Raw genomic sequence first — 19,668 nt, 5'->3', positions numbered from 1 at the left:
GCAATGACGACTCGCCAAACGAGCAAAAGGGAACGCCATGCTTCGCCTGATCGGCCAGCGCATGATGACGACGATCCCCTCGGTGATCGGCGTCATCATCGTCACCTTCCTGCTGACGCGGGTGCTGCCGGGCGACACGGCGGCCTATTTCGCCGGCCCGGCCGCCTCGCCGGAGGCGATCATCGAGATCCGCAACAAGCTCGGGCTGGATCGGCCGCTGCCGGTCCAGTTCGTCTCTTATGTCACCGCCCTGGTGAAGGGCGATCTCGGCGTCTCGCTGACGACCGGCCAAGCGGTGACGGCCGATCTCGCGCAGCGCCTTCCGGCCTCGGCCGAACTGACGCTGGCGGGGCTCCTGCTGGCGATGTCGGTGGCGCTGCCGCTCGGCGTGCTCGCGGCCGTTCGCCAGGGCTCCTGGATCGACCATCTCTGTCGCATCGTGGCGACGGCAGGCGTCTCGCTGCCGGTGTTCTTCACCGGGCTGCTGCTCGTCTATGTCTTCTACTTCATCCTCGGCTGGGCGCCGGCGCCGCTCGGGCGGCTCGACGTCTTCGCCTCGGAGCCCGCACGCGTCACCGGGCTCTATCTGGTCGACTCGCTGCTGGCGCGGGATGGCGAGACCTTCCGGGCCGCGCTGGCGCAGATCGCGCTGCCGGCGATCACATTGGCGATCTTCTCGCTCGCTCCGATCACGCGGATGACGCGCGCCTCGATGCTCGCCGTGCTCGGGGCGGATTTCGTGCGGACAGCGCGCGCCAGCGGGCTCTCCAGCCGCAAGGTCATCGGCACCTACGCCTTCCGCAATGCGATGCTGCCGGTCGTGACCACGCTCGGCATGGTGTTCTCCTTCCTGCTCGGAGCGAACGTTCTGGTGGAGAAGGTCTTCGCCTGGCCGGGCGTGGGTTCCTATGCGGTCGAGGCGCTGATTGCCTCCGACTATGCCCCGATCCAGGGCTTCGTGCTGACGATGGCGATCCTCTACGTCGCGCTGAACCTGATGATCGATCTGCTCTACGGCGTCATCGACCCGCGCGTCCGGCTGGAGGGCTGAGGGCATGAACGACATGACCAAGATCGATCCCGCCCCCGCGCCCGCCCTGCGCTTCGAAGCACCGCCCTCGACCAGCCTGCTGGCGCATGCCCGCCACATCGTCTCCGAGAACCCGGTGACCGGGCTCGCCTTTGGGCTCTTCGCGTTGATCCTGTTCGCGGCGATCTTCGGCCCCTCGCTGGTTCCCTATGATCCGCTCGCCAGCAACACCAACTCGGCCCTTCAAGCGCCGAGCGCGCGGCACTGGTTCGGCACCGACCAGCTCGGCCGCGACATCTTCAGCCGGGTGATCGTGGCGACGCGGCTCGATTTCGCCATCGCGGTCTGCTCGGTCGCGCTCGTCTTCGCGATGGGCGGGCTCGCCGGCGTCATGGCCGGCTTCTATGGCGGCTGGGTCGACAAGGTGGTCGGGCGCATCGCCGATACGATCATGGCGTTTCCGCTCTTCGTGCTGGCGATGGGCATCGTCGCGGCGCTCGGCAACAGCGTGACCAACATCGTCATCGCCACCGCGATCATCAATTTCCCGCTCTATGCCCGCGTCGCACGGGCCGAGGCGAATGTCCGGCGCGAGGCGGGCTTCGTCCAGGCGGCGCGGCTTTCGGGCAACTCCGATTGGCGCCTGCTGCTGACGCAGATCGTGCCCAACATCATGCCGATCATGGCGGTGCAGATGTCGCTGACCATGGGCTATGCCATCCTCAACGCGGCGGGGCTCTCCTTCATCGGGCTCGGCGTGCGCCCGCCCACCCCGGAATGGGGGATCATGGTCGCGGAGGGGGCTAGCTTCATCGTCTCGGGCGAATGGTGGATCGCCTTCTTCCCGGGGCTGGCGCTGATGACGGCGGTGTTCTGCTTCAACCTGCTCGGCGACGGTGTGCGTGACCTCGTCGACCCGCAGCGGAGGAATTGAGGATGGCTCAGGTCCACCAAGCCGGCATTCCCGGCCGGAGCGAAGCGGAGAGCCGGGAACCTCCGGCGAGAGATGCTCGGGTCAAGCCCGAGCATGACGGAGTTGTCCGTCCATGACCGCGCCCCCGCTCCTCGACATCCAGAACCTCACCGTTGAATTCGCCACGCGGCGCGGCACGGTGCAGGCGGTCAAGGCGATCGACGTCAGCGTCGCCAAGGGCGAGACGGTGGCAATCGTCGGCGAATCCGGCTCCGGCAAGTCGGTGACCTCCTATGCCGTGGTGCGGATCCTCGACCGGGCCGGCAAGGTCGCCGAGGGCGCGATCTCGTTTTCAGGCGTGGACCTCGTGGCGGCCAGCGAAGCGCAGATGCGCGACATCCGCGGGCGCGAGATCTCGATGATCTTCCAGAACCCGCGCGCGGCGCTGAACCCGATCCGCAAGGTCGGCAAGCAGATCGAGGACGTGCTGCTCGAACATGTTCAGGCGACGCGGGCGACGGCGCGGGAGAAGGCGATCGAAGCACTGGCCAAGGTCAGGATCGCGCGACCCGAGGAACGCTACGACGCCTATCCGTTCGAGCTGTCCGGCGGCATGTGCCAGCGCGTCGTGATCGCGCTGGCGCTCGCCTGCCAGCCCCAACTCCTGATCGCCGACGAGCCGACGACGGGCCTCGACGTCACCACCCAGAAGGCGGTGATGGACCTGATCGTCGAGCTCACGCGCGAGCGCGGCATGTCGACGATCCTGATCACCCATGACCTCGGTCTGGCGGCCGCCTATTGCGACAAGGTCGTGGTGATGGAGAAGGGCAACGTCGTCGAGACGGCGCAGGCCAGCGAGATCTTCCGCAATCCCCAGCACCCCTATACCCGCAAGCTGATGCAGGCGACGCCGCGCATCGGCATGAGCCTGCGCGACCTGCTGCCGGAGGCGCAGAAGGGACCGGCCGCACAGCCGGTGGCTGCGAAGGCTGTGCCGAAGTCGGATGCCGCGCCGCTGATGCGGGTCGAAAACCTCGTGAAGGAGTATCCGCGGCCACAGAGCGGCTCGCTCTTCGCAAAGCTGATGGGCAAGGCGGAGGAGCCGAAAGCTCCGTTCCGCGCCGTCGACGGCATCAGCTTCAGCGTGGCCAAGGGCGAGACGCTCGGGCTCGTCGGCGAGTCCGGCTGCGGCAAATCGACGACCTCGATGATGATCACGCGGCTGATCGACAAGACCAGCGGCTCGATCCTGTTCGACGGCACGGATATCGGGGCGATTCCCGCCAAGCAGTTCGCGGCGTCCGCGCATCGCCGGCGCATCCAGATGGTCTTCCAGGACCCGACCGACAGCCTCAATCCGCGCTTCACGGCGGAACGCGCGATCGCCGATCCGATCCTGCGGATGGGCGGGATTTCGGGGCGCGACGCGCTGCGGGCGCGCTGCGAGGAGCTGGCGCGGCTGGTCGGGCTGCCGGTCGAGCTGATCGACCGCTTCCCGCACCAGCTCTCGGGCGGGCAGAAGGCGCGGGTCGGCATCGCACGGGCGATCGCGCTCGACCCCGATCTCGTCATCCTCGACGAACCGACGGCGGCGCTCGACGTCTCCGTCCAGGCGGTCGTGCTGAACCTGCTGCAGGAGCTGAAGGAGCGGCTCGGGATGAGCTATCTCTTCGTCTCGCATGATCTCAATGTGGTGCGGCTGCTCTGCGACCGAGTGATCGTGATGAAGACGGGCGCCATCGTCGAGCAGGGCACGGCCGAGGAGGTGCTCGGCGACCCGAAGGCGGACTATACCAAGGAACTGCTGACGGCGATTCCCCATCCGCCGGCGTGATGACATTCTGCCGTCATTGCGAGCGCAGCGAAGCAATCCAGAACGGCAGTGCTCGACGTCCCCTGGATTGCTTCGCTGCGCTCGCAATGACGATAGCCGACCGGAGAAACCCATGATCCTCAACGATCCCGCCGTCGTCGCCGAAGTCGAGGCCGCCTTCATGGTCTATGAGAAGGCGCTGAACGAGAACGACGTCGCGGTGCTGGACGCCTGCTTCAAGGATGCGCCCGAGACGATCCGCTACGGCATCGGCGAAAATCTCTACGGCTTCGGCGAGATCGCGGCCTTCCGCGCGGCGCGCCCGTCCGCCGGGCTGAAGCGCACGATCGAGCGCACCGTCATCACCACCTATGGCGACGCCTTCGCCACGGCCAATACGCTGTTCCGGCGCGAGAGCATGGCGGGCAAGATCGGCCGCCAGAGCCAGACCTGGGTCAAGTTCCCCGAGGGCTGGCGCGTCGTCGCCGCCCATGTCAGCGCCATCGCCGAGTGAGCGGCCGCTGCGGGCGACCGCGCATGCCCTTGCTCCTCCCGCCCCACCTTTCCCCGACGGCGACAGGGTCATGCAGCCAGGTTCCGCCCCCGTCCGAACCGCAAGGGCCGCCACCGCGCCGGTGACGCGCACCGAGGCGCTGCGGCTGCAGCTGTCCGATGCGATCGTCTCCGGCCAGCTCGAGCCGGGGACGCCGCTGGACGAACAGGAACTCGCCACCCGCTTCGGCGTGTCGCGCACGCCGGTGCGAGAGGCGATCCGCCAATTGTCGGCCTCGGGGCTGGTCAGCGTCCGGCCGCATCGCGGCGCGGTGGTGGCGCTTCCGACGCCCCGCCAGTTGAACGACATGTTCGAGGCGATGGCGGAGCTGGAGGCGCTCTGCGCCGGGCTCGCCGCCCGCAACATGACCGTGCCCGAGCGGCGGGCATTGGAAGCCCTGCACGAGGCTTTAAGGCTGCTCGTCCATGAGGGCGACCCGGCCAGCTATCACGCGAAGAACGAGGCCTTTCACGCCGCGATCTATGCCGGCTCGCATAATGGCTATCTCGCCGAGCTGACGCTGATGACGCGCACCCGCGTCGCGCCGTTCCGGCGGGCGCAGTTCCGCGCCACGGGCCGCCTCGGCGGTTCCTATCGGGAGCATGAGCTGATCGTGCAGGCGATCCTGCGTGGCGACCAGCCGGGTGCGCAGGAGGCGATGCGCGCCCATATCGGTATCGTCAGGGATGCGTTCAGGAGCTATGCGGAGACGCGGTGAGGGGGCGGCTCACAGCGGCGGCAGTTCCCTTAAGGGATTGATGCAGGCGACCTCGAGGGGGCGGAAGTGCCTCTCGTTGCCGGTCAAGACGATCAGACCGTGTGCGGCTGCCGTGGCGGCGATTGCAATGTCGGCGAACCCCGTCCCGTGAGCGCGAGCCCGATCGAGCAACGGCCCCGCGGCATAGGCGACATTAAGATCGAACGGCAGGATACGTCCGGCGTAGAGATGGGCCATCGCATCGATCCACTGCCGCAGGCGGAGTGCTTTGGTGGTCGCGCCACGACGCAAGCACGCGCAGATGCCGCTCTCCACCTCAGCGATGGTGATCGCGGACAGAAAAAGCCGTCCCTTGGCCCGAGCCTGCCAATCCAGCCACGGGCCGTGTTGCTGGGCCTTGGTCGGAGCCGACGCCGAAAGCATGTCGGTGTCGAGCAGGTACATCAGAACTCGAGTTCGCGCGGCGAAGACCGATCCCGATCGGGAATATCGCCAGGCTCGCCGGGAAAGGCGGCCAGCAGCTCCTCGAAACTCGGCACGTTGGCGAGGCGCTGATACTCGGCGAAAGACAGCACGACCGCCTCCTTGCGCCCATGCCGGGTGATGAGCGCAGGCTCGCCGGCGACGGCACGGTCGACGAGAGCGGAGAGGGACGCCTTCGCCTCCCGCAACTGGACTTCCTTCATCGCGATCTCCCACGGTGACTACAGGTGACCTTATCACGTGCACGCTGTTCGGCGAAGTCCGGCTTTGCCGTCACCCCACCTTCGCCTGCGCCGCCACGAAGGCGCGCCAGCCGCCGAATGTCGTCACGTCGCGCGCGCCTTCGGTCGCGATGGTTTCGCAGAGGAAGCCCTTGACGCTCGTGCCGTCGGCCAGCGCCAGCGTGCCGATGCTGAGCGGGGAGGGGATGCCGGCGACGAAGCGGCCGAAGCCCTCCGGCGGCAGCGACCAGACCTCGAGCGCGATCGCGGCGCCGCCGGCCCCGACACGGATCAGGCCTGGCCGCGCCGGCGGTCCCCCCGGCAGGGCGAAGAGTCGGTAGTCCGCAGTGGTCGTGGTCGCCCGCAGGAAGCTGCCCCCCCGGTCGGTCAGCTCCCGGTTCAGCGGCATGCCGGAGAGATGCGCGCCGACGACGGCGATCTCGATGGCGTCGGGCGCGGCCCGAACCGGCGCGGGTGTCGCGGCGGGATGAGGCAGGCCGATCGCGCCCAGCGGCAGCCCCGCAGCGGCGTGGAGCGCCTGCCCGATGCCCGCGAGCACGGCATCATGCCCGGCCGGAGCGATCAGGGTCACGCCCGCCGCCGTGCCGTCGGCCGACAGGCTGGCGGGGATGGCCAGCGCGCAAAGATCGAGCAGATTGACGAAATTGGTGTAGCGCCCGAGCAGCGAATTGGCGCCGACAGGGTCGGCCGCCATCTCGGCCAGCGTCACCGGGCGCGGCGCTGTCGGCACCATCAGTGCGTCGATGCCCTTCATCGCCGCCTTCGCCACCAGCGCGAGTTCGGCGACGCGGTAGCGCGCGGCGAAGGTCTCGGCCGCATCGGGCAAAGGCCGGCCGGCGATGACCTGGCGGATCACGGGCAGGATCGCCTCTGGGTCCTTCGCGAGCAGATCGCGGATCGTCAGATAGCGCTCGGCGACCCAGGGTCCCTCATAGAGCAGGCGCGCGGTCTCGTAGAACGGCGCCATGTCGAGCGGGACGATCTCGGCGCCGAGGGCCTTGGCGCGCTCGACCGCGGCGGCGAAGCTCGCGGCGGCTGCGGCATCGCCCGCGACGTCGAGATCCTCCGGGCGGGGCACGGCGATTCTGAGCTTTGGCGGCACCGCGCCTCGCCGGCCCAGCGGCAGGGCGTGGGACCAAGGATCGCCGGCATCGGGGCCAGCTGCGACCGACAGCACCGCCCATGCATCCTCGACGGTCAGGGCAAAGACGGAGACGCAGTCCAGCGTGCGGCAGGCCGGCACGACGCCCGCCGTCGAGACGAGACCGAGGCTGGGCTTGAGGCCGACGAGGTTCTGCAGTCCCGCCGGTACGCGGCCCGAGCCCGCCGTATCGGTGCCCAGCGCCGCGGGCACGATGCCGGCTGCGACGGCGCTTGCCGAGCCGGAGCTGGAGCCGCCGGGGACGAGATCGGCGCGGAGCGCATTGCGCGGTACGCCATAGGGCGAGCGGGAGCCGTTCAGGCCGGTGGCGAACTGGTCGAGATTGGTCTTGCCGATGACGATGGCGCCAGCCGTACGCAGCCGGGCGACGACGGTCGCGTCCTGTGCGGGCGTGAAGGCGAAGGCGGGGCAGGCCGCGGTGGTGGGCAGGCCGGCGACGTCGATATTGTCCTTCACCGCGACGGGGATGCCCCACAACGCACGGCCGCGCGGTCCCTCCGCCTGCAGGGCCTCAGCCTCCGCCAGCACTTCGGCTTCGGGCCGCAGCGTGATGAAGATCGCCGCGTCGCCATGGGCGCGGTGGCGGGCATAGCAGGCGGCGATGGTCTGGGGGATGGTGGCGCTGCCATCGAGATGGGCGTCGAGCAGGCTGGTCAGGGTCGTCACGGGGCTCTCTTTCGCAGCGCCTATCGATTAGGCAAAACTCAAGGAGTTGCATGCAAGGATTATGCAACGAATGCGCTCGTCCGCCGCTTTGTCGAATGCGGCGGGCCGAGGTCGTTTCGGCTCAGATTTCGAATCGCCGGAATTGTCTCGTTCCGGCAATGGGTTCGGCTGTGCTTCTCATGATCCGATTCCGCTTCCGGCGCTGACTCGCGCTCAGGCACGGGCCTTGCAAAGCCCGTTCCGCTGATCCGCGATCGGGGGCGCCGCACCGTGAGCCGCATCGACATTCCTGCCCGGCCCTTCCCGCTCGGCGTCGACATGGCGCGCACGGCGCTGATCATCATCGACATGCAGCGCGACTTCCTCGAGCCCGGCGGCTTCGGCGCCGCGCTCGGCAACGACGTCTCGCGGCTGGTGGCGGCGGTCGAGCCCTGCCGGGCGATCCTGGCGGCAGCGCGGGCGGCGGGGCTGCTCGTCATCCACACCCGCGAGGGGCACCGGCCCGATCTCGCCGACGCGCCGCCGGCCAAGGTCCTGCGCGGCCCGGCCGACAAGCGCATCGGTGCCTGCGGGCCGATGGGGCGCATCCTGATCCGCGGCGAGGCGGGGCACGAGATCATCCCCGCGCTGGCGCCGCTGCCCGGCGAGCCGGTGATCGACAAGCCCGGCAAGGGCGCCTTCTACCAGACCGATCTCGAGCTGATGCTGCGCAACCGCGGCATCGAGACGCTGATGGTGACGGGCGTCACCACCGAGGTCTGCGTCCACACCACGGTGCGCGAGGCGAATGACCGGGGCTATCGCTGCCTCGTGTTGGGCGATGCCTGCGCCTCCTATTTCCCCGAATTCCACGAGGTGGGTCTGCAGATGATCGCGGCCCAGGGCGGAATCTTCGGCTGGGTTTCGACGACGACGGAGGTGCTGGCCGCGCTCTCCGGGCGGGAGAAGGCGGCCTGATGAGGGGCTGAGAGGCCGGGACAGGAGGGGGACATGGCGACGACGACGGCGAGCGCGACGACGACCTCACCGAAGCTCTGGGCACCGGGCGACTGGAACGCCCTGTTCGGCTTCGGGACCAACATCCTGGTCAACCTGCTGGTGCTGACCGGGCTCCTGCAATTCGTCCTGAAGATGCCGACGGAGCTGATCTACGGGCGCATCCTGCCGGCGCTGGGGCTGATGATGGCGCTCTCGACCGGCTACTATGCCTGGCTGGCCTGGAAGCTCGCCAAGGAGACCGGTCGGGACGATGTCTGCGCGCTGCCCTCGGGCATCAGCGTGCCGCACATGTTCGTCGTCACCTTCGTGATCATGCTGCCGATCGCGACGATGACCGGCGATCCCGTCAAGGGCTGGGAGGCGGGCCTCGTCTGGGTGTTCTTCCAGAGCTTCATCCTGATGATCGGCGGCTTCATCGCGCCCTACATCCGCAAGATCACGCCGCGCGCGGCGCTGCTCGGCACGCTGGCGGGCGTCTCGATCGCCTTCATCTCGATGCGGCCGGCGCTGGAGATCTTCCTGACGCCGGCGATCGGCCTGGTGTGCCTGGCGATCATCCTGGTGAGCTGGTTCGGCGGCATCCGCTATCCGCGCGGCATCCCGGCCGGGCTCGTCGCGATCGCCTTCGGCCTCGTGATCGCCTGGGGATCCTCGCTCATCGGGCTCGATGTCGGCGGGCTCTCGCTGGCCAAGCTCGGCGCGGCCTTCTCGAATTTCGGCTTCTCGCTGCCGGTGCCGGCCTTCGACCACGTCTTCTCGGGCTTCACCTATCTCGGGATCATCCTGGTCACGGCCATCCCCTTCGGCATCTACGATCTCGTCGAGGCGATGGACAATGTCGAGAGCGCGGAAGCTGCCGGCGACCACTACCCGACCACGCGGGTGCTGACCGCCGACGGCGTCGTCTCGCTGATCGGCTGCCTGATGGGCAACCCGTTCATCAACGCCGTCTATATCGGCCATCCCGGTTGGAAGGCGATGGGCGGGCGCATCGGCTATTCGGCCGCCACCGGGCTGATCGTGATCGTGCTCTGCTGGTTCGGCATCGTCGCGCTGCTGCTGGCGCTGATCCCGATCGTCGCGATCTCGCCGATCCTGCTCTATATCGGCATGTTGATCGGCGCGCAGGCCTTCCAGACCACGCCGACCAGCCATGCCCCTGCGATTGTCCTGGCGGTAACGCCGCATCTGGCGGCCTGGGCCAAGGTGCAGATCGACGGGGCGCTGGGCGCCGCGGGCACGAACGCGGCGGCTGTCGGCATCGACAAGATGGCCAATATGGGCGTGCTCTATCACGGGCTCGAACTGATGGGCGGCGGGGCGATCCTGTCGGGGCTCGTCCTCGGTGCCATCGCCGTCTTCGTCATCGAGAAGCAGTTCGTGCAGGCCGCCGGTTTTGCGGCCGCTGGCGCCATCCTCACCTATTTCGGGCTGATGCATGGCGAGGCGATCGGCATCGGCAAGGGGCTGGGCGTCACGCCCTCGATCAGCCTCGCCTATGCGATGGTCGCGGGGTTCCTCTGGTATTGCGGCAAGAGCCTCGCGGCGGAAAGCGGAGCCAAGACGATGACGACCGAGCCTCGCGCCCAGCTGGAGCCGGCGGAATGAGCGGAGCCGATCCGAAGACGGCCTTCGACGCCGCGCGCCATTGCGACGCGATGGCGCCGGTGCTGGGGCTGACCATCACGGATGCGCAGCGGCCGGTGGTGCTGCAGTTCCTCACCATCGCCCATGGCATGGCTGAGATCGTCCGCGCCGCGCCGATCGACGAAGCCTCGCTCGAACTCGCCCCGGTGTTCCGGCCGGGCGCGCCGGAGGCGAGCGCGTGAGCCTTGATGTCTTCGCGCCGGCCTACCGCATTGCGGCGCAGGTCCGGGAGGGGGAGGTGACGGCTCTGGCGGTCACCGAAGCCTTCCTCGCCCGCATCGCTTCGCTCGATTCCGCCATCAACGCCTTCACCGATGTCACCGCCGAGCGGGCGCTGGCGCAGGCGCGTGCTGTCGATGCCGCTCGCGCTGCCGGCGCGCCGCTCGGGCCGCTGGCGGGCGTGCCCTTCGCGGCCAAGAATCTGTTCGATATCGAAGGCCTGCCGACGCGGGCGGGCTCGAAGATCAATCGCGAGCGAAAGCCGGCCGCGCGCGACGCGGTGCTGGTCGAGCGGCTGACGGCGGCGGGCGCCGTGCTGCTCGGCGGGCTGAACATGGGCGAATACGCCTATGACTTCACCGGCGAGAACGCCCATGACGGGCCCTGCCGCAACCCGCACGACCCGGCCCGCATGGCCGGCGGTTCCTCCTCCGGCTCGGGGGCGGCAACGGCGGCCGGCCTGAGCCCGCTCTCGCTGGGTTCCGATACCAACGGCTCGATCCGCGTGCCGAGTTCGCTCTGCGGCGTCTTCGGCCTGAAGCCGACTTATGGGCGGCTGCCGCGCACGCGCAGCTTCCCCTTCTGCGACTCGCTCGACCATCTCGGCCCCTTCGCGCGCGACGTTACCGACCTGGCGACCGCCTATGACGCGCTGCAGGGACCGGATGCCCAAGATCCGGCCTGCGCGCAGCGGCCGGTCGAACCGGCGCTGCCGTCGCTGCATGCGGGTCTCGGTGGCTTGCGGATCGCGGTGGCGGGCGGGCATTTCGCGACCGACGGCATGCCGGAGGCAGCTGCGGCCGTGGCGCTTGTTGCGAAGGCGCTGGGCGCGACGGGAACGGTCGCGCTGGAGGGCGCGGCGATCGCTCGCGCCGCCGCTTTCCTCATCACCAACAGCGAGAGCGCGACCTTCCATCTCGACCGTCTGCGGGCGCGGGCGGATGATTTCGACCCCGAGACCCGCGACCGCTTCCTCGCCGGGGCGATGCTGCCGGCGGCCTGGTACGTCCAGGCGCAGCGGGCGCGGCGCTGGTTTCAAGACGAGATGATGCGGGTCTTCGCCGATGTCGATCTGATCATCGCGCCGGCCACGCCCTGTCCGGCGCCGCTGGTCGGTCAGAAAACGCTCGAACTGCGCGGCGAGACCGTGCCGCTGCGGCCCAATCTCGGACTCTTCACCCAGCCGATCTCGGCGATCGGCCTGCCCGTCGCGGCGGTGCCGGTGTTCGGCGACGGGCTGCCGATCGGCGTGCAGATCATCGCCGCGCCCTGGCGCGAGGATCTCTGCCTGCGGGCGGCGTTCGCGCTCCAGCGGGAGGGGGTGTGCGAGGCGAGGGCGCCGGTGCTCGGCTAGTTCGTCATGCTCGGGCCGCGCTTGCGCGGACCCAAGAAGCCCTTCCCGACAGAGGTGTCTCTTTTTGCAAGAGATGCTCGGGGCAAGCCCGAGCATGACGGGCGACTAGGACCCGCCGATCAGGATGCCCGCCGCGAGCACCAGCCCGCCGCCGAGCACGATCTGGAAGGCGGCGCGCAGGAAGGGCGTCTCCATGTATCGGTTCTGGATCCAGACGATCGCCCAGAGCTCGATGAAGACGACGATCAGAGCCACCGTGGTCGCCGTCCAGAAATGCGGGATCAGATAGGGCAGGGCATGGCCGAGCCCGCCCAGCGTGGTCATCACGCCCGAGGCGAGGCCCCGCTTCCAGGGCGCGCCGCGGCCCGAGAGCTTGCCATCGTCATGGGCGGCCTCGGTGAAGCCCATCGAGATGCCGGCACCGACCGAGGCCGAGAGGCCGATCAGGAAGGTGGTATGCGGGTCCTGCGTCGCGAAGGCGGTGGCGAAGATCGGGGCCAGCGTCGAGACCGAGCCGTCCATCAGCCCGGCCAGGCCCGGCTGGACCCAGGTCAGCACGAACTGGCGCTTGGCCGCGAGGTCCTCGTCGGTGCGGACATCCCCGCCGAGATGCTCGGCGGTGAGGCCTTGGGCTTTGGCCTGATGCCCGGCTTCGGCCGCCGCCAGCGTACCGAGGAGCTTGCGCGTTTCGACATCGGTCGAGCGGCCGGCAGCCGCGACATAGAAGTCGCGCGCCTGCCGCTCCATATCCTCGGCCTCGGCCCGGATCTGGTCGAGGCCGAGGTTCTCGACCAGCCAGACCGGCTTGCGTGTGTAGAAATCCGCGACATGTTCGCGCCGGATCGGCAGGACGACGTCGCCGAAGCGCTGCTGATAGAGCGCGAGCAGGCGCTGACGGTGGCCGTCCTCCTCGCTCGCCATGCCGTCGAACACCGCGGCCGAGGCCGGATAGGCCGTCCGCAGCTTCTGGGCGTAGATCGCGTAGATGCGGCCATCCTCCTCCTCCGAGGCGATCGCCAGGGCGAGGACCTCCTTCTCGGAGAGTTCGTCGAAGCGACGCTTGCCGCCAAAACCCGGAAGGGAAAAACGAGAGAGCATCGAGCGCCTCATAATTTAGAATAGTTCTAAATTAGGGCGGCTGGCCTGTCGATGCAAGCGCGCAGGGCAGGCGTCAGGCATGCCCAAAATGACGATACCCGGCCGATGGGCCGGGTATCGATCCTGTTCGCGAGACTGGGTCGCTCAGACGGTCAGCTTGCCGGCCTTGGCAGCGGCGTAGCGCTCGTTGACCTTCGCCCAGTTGACGACGTTCCACCACCCCTTGAGGTAGTCGGCGCGGCGGTTCTGGTACTTCAGGTAATAGGCGTGTTCCCAGACGTCGTTGCCGAGCAGGACCATCTGCTTGTCCATGAGCGGGCTGTCCTGGTTGGGCTTGCTCGCCAGCGTCAGCTTGCCGGCCTTGTCGACCGTGACGAAGACCCAGCCCGAGCCGAAGACGCGCAGGCCCGCCGCCTCGAAATCGGCCTTGAACTTGTCGAATCCGCCGAGATCCTTGGTGATTGCGGCGGCGACGTCGCCGGTGGGTGCGCCACCGGCGCCAGGCCCCATGATCTCCCAGAACATGCTGTGATTGGCGTGGCCGCCGCCGGCGTTGCGGATCGGCACGCGGACCGCCTCCGGCAACGAGCCGATGTCGCCGAGAAGTTCGTTGATCGGCTTCGATGCGAGGACGCCATGGTCCTTGGCGGCGTTGTTGAGGGCTGTGACGAAGGCCGCGTGGTGGCGGGTGTAATGGATGTCCATGGTCATCGCGTCGATATGCGGCTCGAGCGCCGCGGCCTCATAGGCGCGCTTGGGCAGGGAGAAGGGGCCAGCCGGCGCGGCCGGGGCGGCGGCCTGTGCCCAGACGCGGGGAGCGGCGCTCACGGCGAGGGCGGCGGCGCCGATCCCGAGGAGCGAGCGGCGGGACAGGGATGCGGTGGTCTTCATCGGGATCCTCCATGAGCGGTCGCGGTATCGGATTGCCCCAACGTTATGCCGGAGCCGCGTGCGCGGATGCAGAGCATATACGGATTCTCGGGCCGCGCGGTTCCTCCGGTCGCGGTCGCTGCAGGGCGGGTCGGGCGGGACGCTCTCATGAAGCTACGCCCAAAAGTTGAGTTAACCCTCGGTTTACCGCGTTTCGCTAGGGTTCGGTAGGAATGCCGAGGCCCGAAAAGGACCCGCCTACCATGCATGCGCTTGCGCGAACCGCCCCTGAGCCGGCCAATGAGGACATGCCGACCGAGGCGGCGGCGGAGCGGGCCGTCCGCGACATCGCCGAGCGCTTCGCCAAGCTCGGCGTCGAGATCACCGATATCTCGGGCCGCATCAGCGACGTGACGCGCCAGCTCGACGGGCAGACCCATGGCCTTCACCGCGTTGTGACGGCGGTCGATCAGGTTTCGCGCGCCAACCGCGCGATCGAGCAGGCGGCAGAGGGTGCCCAGACCACCGCTTCGGCCGTGCGTCACGGGCTCGAGCGCGTCACCGGCGCGGTGCGCCAGGGCTTGAACTCGGCCCAGTCGGACATCGAGGCGCTGTCGCAGGGCGCCCAGTCGATCTCCGAGGCGCTGTCGCAGGCCGTAACCGACGCGCACAAGGTGCGGGCGTCTAGCGACGCCATCCAGGCCATTACCCGCGAAATCCAGCTGCTCTCGATCAATGCCGGCGTGGAGGCGGCTCGCAGCGGCGCCGCCGGACGCGGCTTCGCGGTCATCGCCGCTGCGGTGAAGCACCTTGCCGAGCAGACGCGCGACGCCACCGCTCTCAGCGCCAAGCAGCTCGATGCGCTGGTCAAGTCGGTCGATACACTCGCGAGCAAGAGCGAGGAGAACGCCCAGACGGCGCAGCGCGCGAGCCATGAAAGCCGCTCGATCTCCCTGCAGATCGGCGAGTTGGACAGTTTCAGCCGCTCGGTGGTCGAACTGATCGGCGAGATCGACGCGATCTCGAACCCGACCCGCGATAACGCCGTCGCCTTTGCGAAGGTGAGCGAGGATCTCAAGGCGCTCGTGGAGGGCGTCGACCATTCCAGCGAGAACCTCGAGAAGGCCTCGCAACGGGCCGAGGCGCTGGTGTCGATCAGCGAGGGCATCCTCGGCGCGATCGCCGCCTCCGGCGTTCGCACCGCCCAATCGGAGCTGATCGCGACGGCGATGGAGACGGCCACGCAGATCGGCCTGCTGTTCGAGCAGGCCCTCGACCGCGGCGAGGTCACGCCCGCGGACCTCTTCGACGAGGCCTACCAGCCGATCCCGGGAACCGACCCGGTGCAGCACATGACGCGGTTCGTGAAGCTCTGCGACCGGATTTTGCCGCCGATCCAGGAGCCGCTGCTGGCCTCCAATCGGCGCATCGTGTTCTGCGCGGCGGTGGACCGCAACGGCTTCCTGCCGACGCACAATCTGAAATACGCGCATCCGCAGAGCCAGGACCCGGTCTGGAACAACGCCAATTGCCGCAACCGGCGCATCTTCAACGACCGCACCGGCCTGGCGGCGGCCCGCAACCGCAAGCCCTTCCTGCTCCAGACCTATCGCCGCGACATGGGTGGCGGCCAGTTCCTGGTGATGGAGGATCTCTCGGCGCCGATCATGGTCAAGGGCCGGCACTGGGGCGGGTTCCGCTTCGGCCTGAACGTGTAGCGAGGCCCTTCCAGCCGACCGGTTTTGTTGCGTCAGTCGTTGTAGAGTGAGTTGTCGGGCCCCGCGTCATGCATATCGCGCCGTCCTTTCCCAATCTGTCGGTGCTCCTGATCGATCCGAGCCCGCATTACCGGCGCATCGTGCGAACGATGCTCTACCAGGCGCAGCTGCATCGCATCTTCGAGGCATCGGACCTCCCCTCCGCCGCGACGATGTTCATCCAGAAGCAGCCGAACATCGTGATCCTGGACTGGGACCTGCCGGATAATGGCAGCACCAAATGTCTGGCTGCGATTCGCTCCTTCAAGACCTCGCCCTTCGCCAAGGCTCCGGTGCTGGTGATGATGGAGAAGCCGGACCGTCGCTCCGTCGTGCAGGCGGCAAAGCTCGGCGCGCACGAGATCATCACCAAGCCGATCTCGCCCAACAACCTCTGGCTCCATCTCTCGGGCATCATCAACATCCCGCGCAAGTACCGCGAGGCGAATGGCAGCATCACGCTCGTCCCGCGCGCCATCAGCAACGCCATCTTCTGACAAATTCGGCAGTATTCCCTTGCCCTTGACGCAGCGTCAAACGCCCTGCTGTGGCACTCCGGACACCCCCCTGCCCAAAAAGTTGACGCTACGTCGTGTGGTTAGGGAAATTTTTACCAGTCTGCCGCGATGCTGATTGGCGCAATCCTGGGTCGTGTCACATGGTCATCACCGTATCGCTCCCCGCCTTCCTCGGCCGCTCCGAAGCGGCCACCTTCCGCAACCAGTTGCTCGTCGCGCTGGAGCAGAAGGAAAGCATCGCCGTGGAATGTGCCGAGGCCGGGCCGCTGCCCAGCCTGTGGATCCAGCTGCTGCATTCCGCCGCGACCAGCGCGAAGGCGCGGGGGCTGTCCGTCTCGCTGAGGGCAGCTTCCGCGGAGTGCCGCGAATCCCTGCGGGCGATCGGTTTCGATCCCGCTCACAGCGCTCTCGTTCTGGAGTGATTTGAATGCGCATCCTCGCCATCGACGACACCAAGACCCTGCTCAGTCTGCTCAGCCTGACTCTGCGCAATGCCGGCCACGAGGTGGCCGAGGCGGAGAACGGTGAGGAAGGCTTGGTGAAGTTCGACCAGTTCAAGCCCGACCTGGTGATCACCGATCTCAACATGCCGCTCATGGACGGCATCGAGTTCACCCGTGCCTGCCGCGCCCGCCCGGCCGGCCAGAACACGCCGATCATCGTGCTGACCACGGAAAACGGCGCCGAGATCAAGGCGGAGGGTCGTCGCGCCGGCGCCAGCGCCTGGATGGTCAAGCCGTTCGAGCCCAACACCCTGCTCGGCCTCGTCGCCCGCTACCAGAACTGAGGCCTGTCCATGGATCCGTTGGCCGAACTCAAGCAGACTTTCTTCCAGGAGTGCGAAGAGCTCCTGGGGGCGCTCGAATCGCGCCTGCAGGCGCTGGACGAAGGCTCGACGGACCCTGAGGATGTCAATGCCGCCTTCCGCGCCATTCACTCGATCAAGGGCGGCGCGGGCGCCTTCGGCTGCACCGAACTGGTCTCCTTCGCGCATGTCTTCGAGGCCTCGCTCGACCATCTGAGGTCGGGCCGCGTCGCCATCGAGGACGCGCCCTTCACGCTGTTCCTGCGCTGCTCCGATGCCGTCGCGGACCTCGTCTCCGCCGCCCGCAACGACGAGCCGGCCCGGCCGCGCCCCGATGCTGGAAGCGCTCGAGCAGGTCGGCAAGGCTCCCGGCGAGGCGCCGAAGGCCGCCGCTCCGGCGCCCGCCGCGCCCGCGGCCCCGACCGCGGCGAGCGATGATCCGCCCGGCGTCGCGGCGCTCGGCAATTTGCTCGCCATGGTCGAGGCCAAGACCGCGGCCCCTGCCGACTCCGGCTGGGACGACGCTCCCGCCGCTTCGCAGAAGCCCGGCCGCGATGTCGTGCTGCGCATCTCGCCGGAGGCGGACCTGTTCCGCCGCGTCATCGAGCCCCGCGTCGTCTTCGCCTCCCTGCCCGCCGATGACATCGTTTCGATCGCCTGCGATCTGAGCCATGTCCCGGCCCTGGAGACGATCGACGTCTCAGACTGCTTCATGCGCTTCGTCGTGACGATGAGGACGGAGCTCTCGGTCGAGGAGATCGCGAGCCGCTTCGACTTCACGCTGGCGACCGAAGAATTCCAGATCGAGATTCTGTCGGAGGCCTCCGCCGCAGCCGCCGCTCCGGCCCCGGCCGCCGAGGCCGCCCCCGCCGCACCCAGCGGCGAGGTTCCCGGCTCGGTTGCGGCCGATCTCTCGGCCATCCTTGCCAAGCTCGGCCCGGCCACGGCCGCGGCCGCGCAGCCCGACATCCAGCCGGCTGCGCCCGCGCCGGCTGCGAAGCCCGCCGCCGAAGCACCGGCCGCGCCCAAGCCTGCGGCCCGCGCGCCTGCCAACGACGCCGCAGCCGCGCGCCAGCGTCAGGCCGTCAGCGTCCGCGTCGATCTCGACCGCATCGACAAGCTGATGAACCTGGTGGGTGAGATCGTCATCACTCAGTCCATGCTCGTCGAATGCGTCCGTTCGCTGCCCTACGACGTCTACGCCAAGACCGCCGAAGGCATCCTGACGCTCTCGCGCCAGACCCGCGAGCTGCAGGACCACGTCATGGCGGTGCGCGCGCAGCCGGTTAAGGCCGTGTTCCAGCGCATGCCGCGCCTCGTCCGCGAACTGGCCCAGACGCTCGGCAAGGAAGTGCGCCTCGTGCTCGAGGGCGAGAACACCGAGGTCGACAAGACGATCATCGAGGAATTGGCTGATCCGCTGACCCATATGATCCGCAACTCGATGGATCACGGGCTGGAGACGCCGGAAGACCGCATCGCCGCCGGCAAGAGCCCGGAAGGCACGATCAAGCTGATCGCCGAGCATCGCGCCGGGCGCATCGTCATCTCGGTTACCGACGACGGGCGCGGCATCGGCCGCGACAAGCTGCTCGCCAAGGCCCGCTCGCGTGGCCTGGTCGGTGCCGACGAGAAGCTCGCGCCGGAGGAGATCGACCAGCTGATCTTCGCCGCCGGCCTCTCCACCGCCGAGGTCATCAGCGACGTCTCGGGCCGCGGCGTCGGCATGGACGTGGTGCGCCGGAACGTGGAATCGCTCGGTGGCCGCATCAGCGTCGATTCCGAGCCGGGTCGGGGCTGCAAGTTCACCCTCGCCCTGCCGCTGACGCTGGCCGTGCTCGAGGGCATGGTCATCCGCTGCGGCTCGGACCGCTACGTCATCCCGATCGCAAGCGTGATCGAGACGCAGCACCTGGCCTCGACGCCGATCGAGCATCTCACCTTCGGCCAGGAGGTGCTGCGCTGGCGCGGCGAGATCACTCCGCTGCACCGCCTCGGCGCCGTGATGGGCTCGTCCGGCACGCGCAACGAGAACATCATCATCATCGCCGAGACCGAACGCGGCGACAATGTCGGCATCGCGGTCGACGAGATCGTCGGCCAGCAGCAGGTCGTCGTGAAGAGCCTCGAAGGCAATTACGGCACGGTCCACGGCGCTTCCGCCGCGACCATCCTGGGTGACGGCCTCGTCGCCCTCATCCTCGACGTCGACTCCATGCTCCGCCTCGCCGCCTCCGGCGAGCGCAACCCCGCAACCGAACTGAAACTGGCTGGATGACCATGACCCTGCAACTCGGCGAAAAGCACTTCTCGTCGGCGCAGCCGGAATCCGCGGCGCGCCGGATCGTGACCTTCAAGGTCGGCGATCGCACCTTCGGGATCGATGTCGGAATGGTCCGCGAGATCAAGGGCTGGCAGGCCACGACCCCGCTGCCGCATGCGGCTCCGCATGTCCGCGGCGTGCTGAACCTGCGCGGCGTGATCCTGGCGGTCTACGACCTGCGTACCTCGATCGGCCTCGGCACCACCAACGCCACCGCGACCCATGTGATCGTCGTCGTCGATGTCGAGGACAAGGTCGCCGGCCTGCTGGTCGACTCGGTGTCGGATATCGTCGACGTGCCGGTCAGCGCGGTTCGCCCGGCGCCGGATCTGGAGCGTGACGAGCACGGCCTGATCGAAGGGCTCGTGCTGCTCGACACCGACATCGTCGCGCTGCTCGACCTCGCGGCGGTGATCCGCGACGGTGGCGCCGAGGGTCAGCAGGTGGCGAAGGTCGCCCGCGCAAGCTGAACCTCAAGCAAAGACGGGCCCGAGG

General features: G+C 68.4%; 21 protein-coding genes. 16 read left to right on the top strand and 5 right to left on the bottom strand.

What is annotated here, in order from left to right:
* Positions 1-37: 37 nt before the first annotated feature.
* The 5 genes from AX750_RS20500 (at position 38) to AX750_RS20480 (ending at position 5,030) form a co-directional block, all read left to right on the top strand.
* Positions 38-1,051: an ABC transporter permease gene (locus AX750_RS20500; protein ID WP_066722055.1), complete on the top strand. Its 1,014-nt coding sequence runs from the start codon at positions 38-40 to the stop codon at positions 1,049-1,051.
* A 13-nt stretch (positions 1,052-1,064) separates the two neighbouring features.
* Positions 1,065-1,964, top strand: coding sequence for an ABC transporter permease (locus tag AX750_RS20495; RefSeq protein WP_066722253.1), 900 nt, complete (start codon positions 1,065-1,067; stop codon positions 1,962-1,964).
* A gap of 112 nt (positions 1,965-2,076) precedes the next feature.
* Entirely contained in the window at positions 2,077-3,780 is a 1,704-nt protein-coding gene (locus AX750_RS20490) for an ABC transporter ATP-binding protein (RefSeq protein WP_066722057.1), read from the top strand.
* A 112-nt stretch (positions 3,781-3,892) separates the two neighbouring features.
* On the top strand, positions 3,893-4,273 hold the full coding sequence (gene hpxZ / locus AX750_RS20485; RefSeq protein ID WP_066722059.1) for an oxalurate catabolism protein HpxZ: 381 nt from the start codon (positions 3,893-3,895) through the stop codon (positions 4,271-4,273).
* Positions 4,274-4,343: 70 nt separating this feature from the next.
* The gene (locus AX750_RS20480; protein ID WP_066722061.1) at positions 4,344-5,030 is read left to right on the top strand and encodes a GntR family transcriptional regulator; all 687 of its coding nucleotides are present in this window, start codon (positions 4,344-4,346) and stop codon (positions 5,028-5,030) included.
* A gap of 9 nt (positions 5,031-5,039) precedes the next feature.
* Here the strand turns inward: AX750_RS20480 and AX750_RS20475 are convergent, their stop codons facing one another.
* The 3 genes from AX750_RS20475 to atzF all read right to left on the bottom strand — a co-directional run bounded on the left by AX750_RS20475 (position 5,040) and on the right by atzF (position 7,583).
* The gene (locus AX750_RS20475) at positions 5,040-5,474 is read right to left on the bottom strand and encodes a PIN domain-containing protein (protein ID WP_066722063.1); all 435 of its coding nucleotides are present in this window, start codon (positions 5,472-5,474) and stop codon (positions 5,040-5,042) included.
* Positions 5,474-5,716, bottom strand: a complete 243-nt coding sequence (locus AX750_RS20470) for a type II toxin-antitoxin system Phd/YefM family antitoxin (RefSeq protein ID WP_066722065.1) — start codon at positions 5,714-5,716, stop codon at positions 5,474-5,476. Before AX750_RS20470 ends, AX750_RS20475 begins: the two co-directional genes overlap by 1 nt.
* A 70-nt stretch (positions 5,717-5,786) precedes the next feature.
* The gene (gene atzF, locus AX750_RS20465; protein ID WP_066722067.1) at positions 5,787-7,583 is read right to left on the bottom strand and encodes an allophanate hydrolase; all 1,797 of its coding nucleotides are present in this window, start codon (positions 7,581-7,583) and stop codon (positions 5,787-5,789) included.
* 318 nt (positions 7,584-7,901) lie between these two features.
* On the opposite strand from atzF, the gene AX750_RS20460 reads away from it, so the two are divergent.
* From AX750_RS20460 to AX750_RS20445, 4 genes are read left to right on the top strand one after another with little or no spacing between them, the layout of a single operon-like run.
* Complete coding sequence (locus AX750_RS20460) at positions 7,902-8,540, top strand: isochorismatase family cysteine hydrolase (protein WP_066722255.1); 639 nt, start codon at positions 7,902-7,904, stop codon at positions 8,538-8,540.
* A 33-nt stretch (positions 8,541-8,573) separates the two neighbouring features.
* Positions 8,574-10,190, top strand: a complete 1,617-nt coding sequence (locus tag AX750_RS20455; protein ID WP_066722069.1) for a regulator — start codon at positions 8,574-8,576, stop codon at positions 10,188-10,190.
* Positions 10,187-10,411: a DUF4089 domain-containing protein gene (locus AX750_RS20450; RefSeq protein WP_066722071.1), complete on the top strand. Its 225-nt coding sequence runs from the start codon at positions 10,187-10,189 to the stop codon at positions 10,409-10,411. Before AX750_RS20455 ends, AX750_RS20450 begins: the two co-directional genes overlap by 4 nt.
* A complete protein-coding gene (locus tag AX750_RS20445; RefSeq protein ID WP_066722073.1) occupies positions 10,408-11,802 on the top strand; it encodes an AtzE family amidohydrolase in 1,395 nt (464 codons plus the stop codon). The genes AX750_RS20450 and AX750_RS20445 overlap by 4 nt, the downstream gene beginning before the upstream one ends.
* Positions 11,803-11,907: 105 nt before the next feature.
* Here the strand turns inward: AX750_RS20445 and mbfA are convergent, their stop codons facing one another.
* Together mbfA and AX750_RS20435 are read right to left on the bottom strand one after the other, a co-directional pair.
* Positions 11,908-12,900 carry an iron exporter MbfA gene (gene mbfA / locus AX750_RS20440; RefSeq protein WP_066722075.1) on the bottom strand — a complete coding sequence of 331 codons (993 nt, stop codon included), beginning with the start codon at positions 12,898-12,900 and terminating at the stop codon, positions 11,908-11,910.
* A 144-nt stretch (positions 12,901-13,044) separates the two neighbouring features.
* The gene (locus AX750_RS20435; RefSeq protein ID WP_066722077.1) at positions 13,045-13,791 is read right to left on the bottom strand and encodes a superoxide dismutase; all 747 of its coding nucleotides are present in this window, start codon (positions 13,789-13,791) and stop codon (positions 13,045-13,047) included.
* A 242-nt stretch (positions 13,792-14,033) separates the two neighbouring features.
* Here AX750_RS20435 and AX750_RS20430 point away from each other — a divergent pair, with 242 nt between their 5' ends.
* From AX750_RS20430 to AX750_RS20400, 7 genes are all read left to right on the top strand, one after another.
* A complete protein-coding gene (locus AX750_RS20430; RefSeq protein ID WP_066722079.1) occupies positions 14,034-15,488 on the top strand; it encodes a methyl-accepting chemotaxis protein in 1,455 nt (484 codons plus the stop codon).
* 68 nt (positions 15,489-15,556) lie between these two features.
* On the top strand, positions 15,557-16,024 hold the full coding sequence (locus AX750_RS20425; protein WP_066722081.1) for a response regulator: 468 nt from the start codon (positions 15,557-15,559) through the stop codon (positions 16,022-16,024).
* Positions 16,025-16,185: 161 nt separating this feature from the next.
* Positions 16,186-16,467, top strand: a complete 282-nt coding sequence (locus AX750_RS20420; protein ID WP_066722083.1) for an STAS domain-containing protein — start codon at positions 16,186-16,188, stop codon at positions 16,465-16,467.
* Positions 16,468-16,472: 5 nt separating this feature from the next.
* Positions 16,473-16,832: a response regulator gene (locus AX750_RS20415; RefSeq protein ID WP_066722085.1), complete on the top strand. Its 360-nt coding sequence runs from the start codon at positions 16,473-16,475 to the stop codon at positions 16,830-16,832.
* Between the two features lie 9 nt (positions 16,833-16,841).
* Complete coding sequence (locus AX750_RS20410; protein WP_067254916.1) at positions 16,842-17,288, top strand: Hpt domain-containing protein; 447 nt, start codon at positions 16,842-16,844, stop codon at positions 17,286-17,288.
* On the top strand, positions 17,185-19,128 hold the full coding sequence (locus tag AX750_RS20405) for a chemotaxis protein CheA (protein WP_067254914.1): 1,944 nt from the start codon (positions 17,185-17,187) through the stop codon (positions 19,126-19,128). The genes AX750_RS20410 and AX750_RS20405 overlap by 104 nt, the downstream gene beginning before the upstream one ends.
* Positions 19,125-19,643: a chemotaxis protein CheW gene (locus tag AX750_RS20400; protein WP_066722089.1), complete on the top strand. Its 519-nt coding sequence runs from the start codon at positions 19,125-19,127 to the stop codon at positions 19,641-19,643. The genes AX750_RS20405 and AX750_RS20400 overlap by 4 nt, the downstream gene beginning before the upstream one ends.
* Positions 19,644-19,668 lie beyond the last annotated feature (25 nt).

This window comes from Methylobacterium sp. CCH7-A2, from assembly GCF_001557075.1.
Lineage (GTDB): Bacteria > Pseudomonadota > Alphaproteobacteria > Rhizobiales > Beijerinckiaceae > Allobosea > Allobosea massiliensis.
The sequence above is the reverse complement of the archived record's forward strand: the minus strand, read 5'-3'. Positions and strand labels throughout refer to the sequence as shown.

Bases quoted from the DNA above. Each gene is read 5' to 3' on its own strand.
- AX750_RS20500 (WP_066722055.1), top strand. From the start codon at position 38: ATGCTTCGCCTGATCGGCCAGCGCATGATGACGACGATCCCCTCGGTG.
- AX750_RS20495 (WP_066722253.1), top strand. From the start codon at position 1,065: ATGACCAAGATCGATCCCGCCCCCGCGCCCGCCCTGCGCTTCGAAGCA.
- AX750_RS20490 (WP_066722057.1), top strand. From the start codon at position 2,077: ATGACCGCGCCCCCGCTCCTCGACATCCAGAACCTCACCGTTGAATTC.
- hpxZ (WP_066722059.1), top strand. From the start codon at position 3,893: ATGATCCTCAACGATCCCGCCGTCGTCGCCGAAGTCGAGGCCGCCTTC.
- AX750_RS20480 (WP_066722061.1), top strand. From the start codon at position 4,344: ATGCAGCCAGGTTCCGCCCCCGTCCGAACCGCAAGGGCCGCCACCGCG.
- AX750_RS20475 (WP_066722063.1), bottom strand. From the start codon at position 5,474: ATGTACCTGCTCGACACCGACATGCTTTCGGCGTCGGCTCCGACCAAG.
- AX750_RS20470 (WP_066722065.1), bottom strand. From the start codon at position 5,716: ATGAAGGAAGTCCAGTTGCGGGAGGCGAAGGCGTCCCTCTCCGCTCTC.
- AX750_RS20460 (WP_066722255.1), top strand. From the start codon at position 7,902: ATGGCGCGCACGGCGCTGATCATCATCGACATGCAGCGCGACTTCCTC.
- AX750_RS20455 (WP_066722069.1), top strand. From the start codon at position 8,574: ATGGCGACGACGACGGCGAGCGCGACGACGACCTCACCGAAGCTCTGG.
- AX750_RS20450 (WP_066722071.1), top strand. From the start codon at position 10,187: ATGAGCGGAGCCGATCCGAAGACGGCCTTCGACGCCGCGCGCCATTGC.
- mbfA (WP_066722075.1), bottom strand. From the start codon at position 12,900: ATGCTCTCTCGTTTTTCCCTTCCGGGTTTTGGCGGCAAGCGTCGCTTC.
- AX750_RS20435 (WP_066722077.1), bottom strand. From the start codon at position 13,791: ATGAAGACCACCGCATCCCTGTCCCGCCGCTCGCTCCTCGGGATCGGC.
- AX750_RS20430 (WP_066722079.1), top strand. From the start codon at position 14,034: ATGCATGCGCTTGCGCGAACCGCCCCTGAGCCGGCCAATGAGGACATG.
- AX750_RS20425 (WP_066722081.1), top strand. From the start codon at position 15,557: ATGCATATCGCGCCGTCCTTTCCCAATCTGTCGGTGCTCCTGATCGAT.
- AX750_RS20420 (WP_066722083.1), top strand. From the start codon at position 16,186: ATGGTCATCACCGTATCGCTCCCCGCCTTCCTCGGCCGCTCCGAAGCG.
- AX750_RS20415 (WP_066722085.1), top strand. From the start codon at position 16,473: ATGCGCATCCTCGCCATCGACGACACCAAGACCCTGCTCAGTCTGCTC.
- AX750_RS20410 (WP_067254916.1), top strand. From the start codon at position 16,842: ATGGATCCGTTGGCCGAACTCAAGCAGACTTTCTTCCAGGAGTGCGAA.
- AX750_RS20405 (WP_067254914.1), top strand. From the start codon at position 17,185: ATGCTGGAAGCGCTCGAGCAGGTCGGCAAGGCTCCCGGCGAGGCGCCG.
- AX750_RS20400 (WP_066722089.1), top strand. From the start codon at position 19,125: ATGACCATGACCCTGCAACTCGGCGAAAAGCACTTCTCGTCGGCGCAG.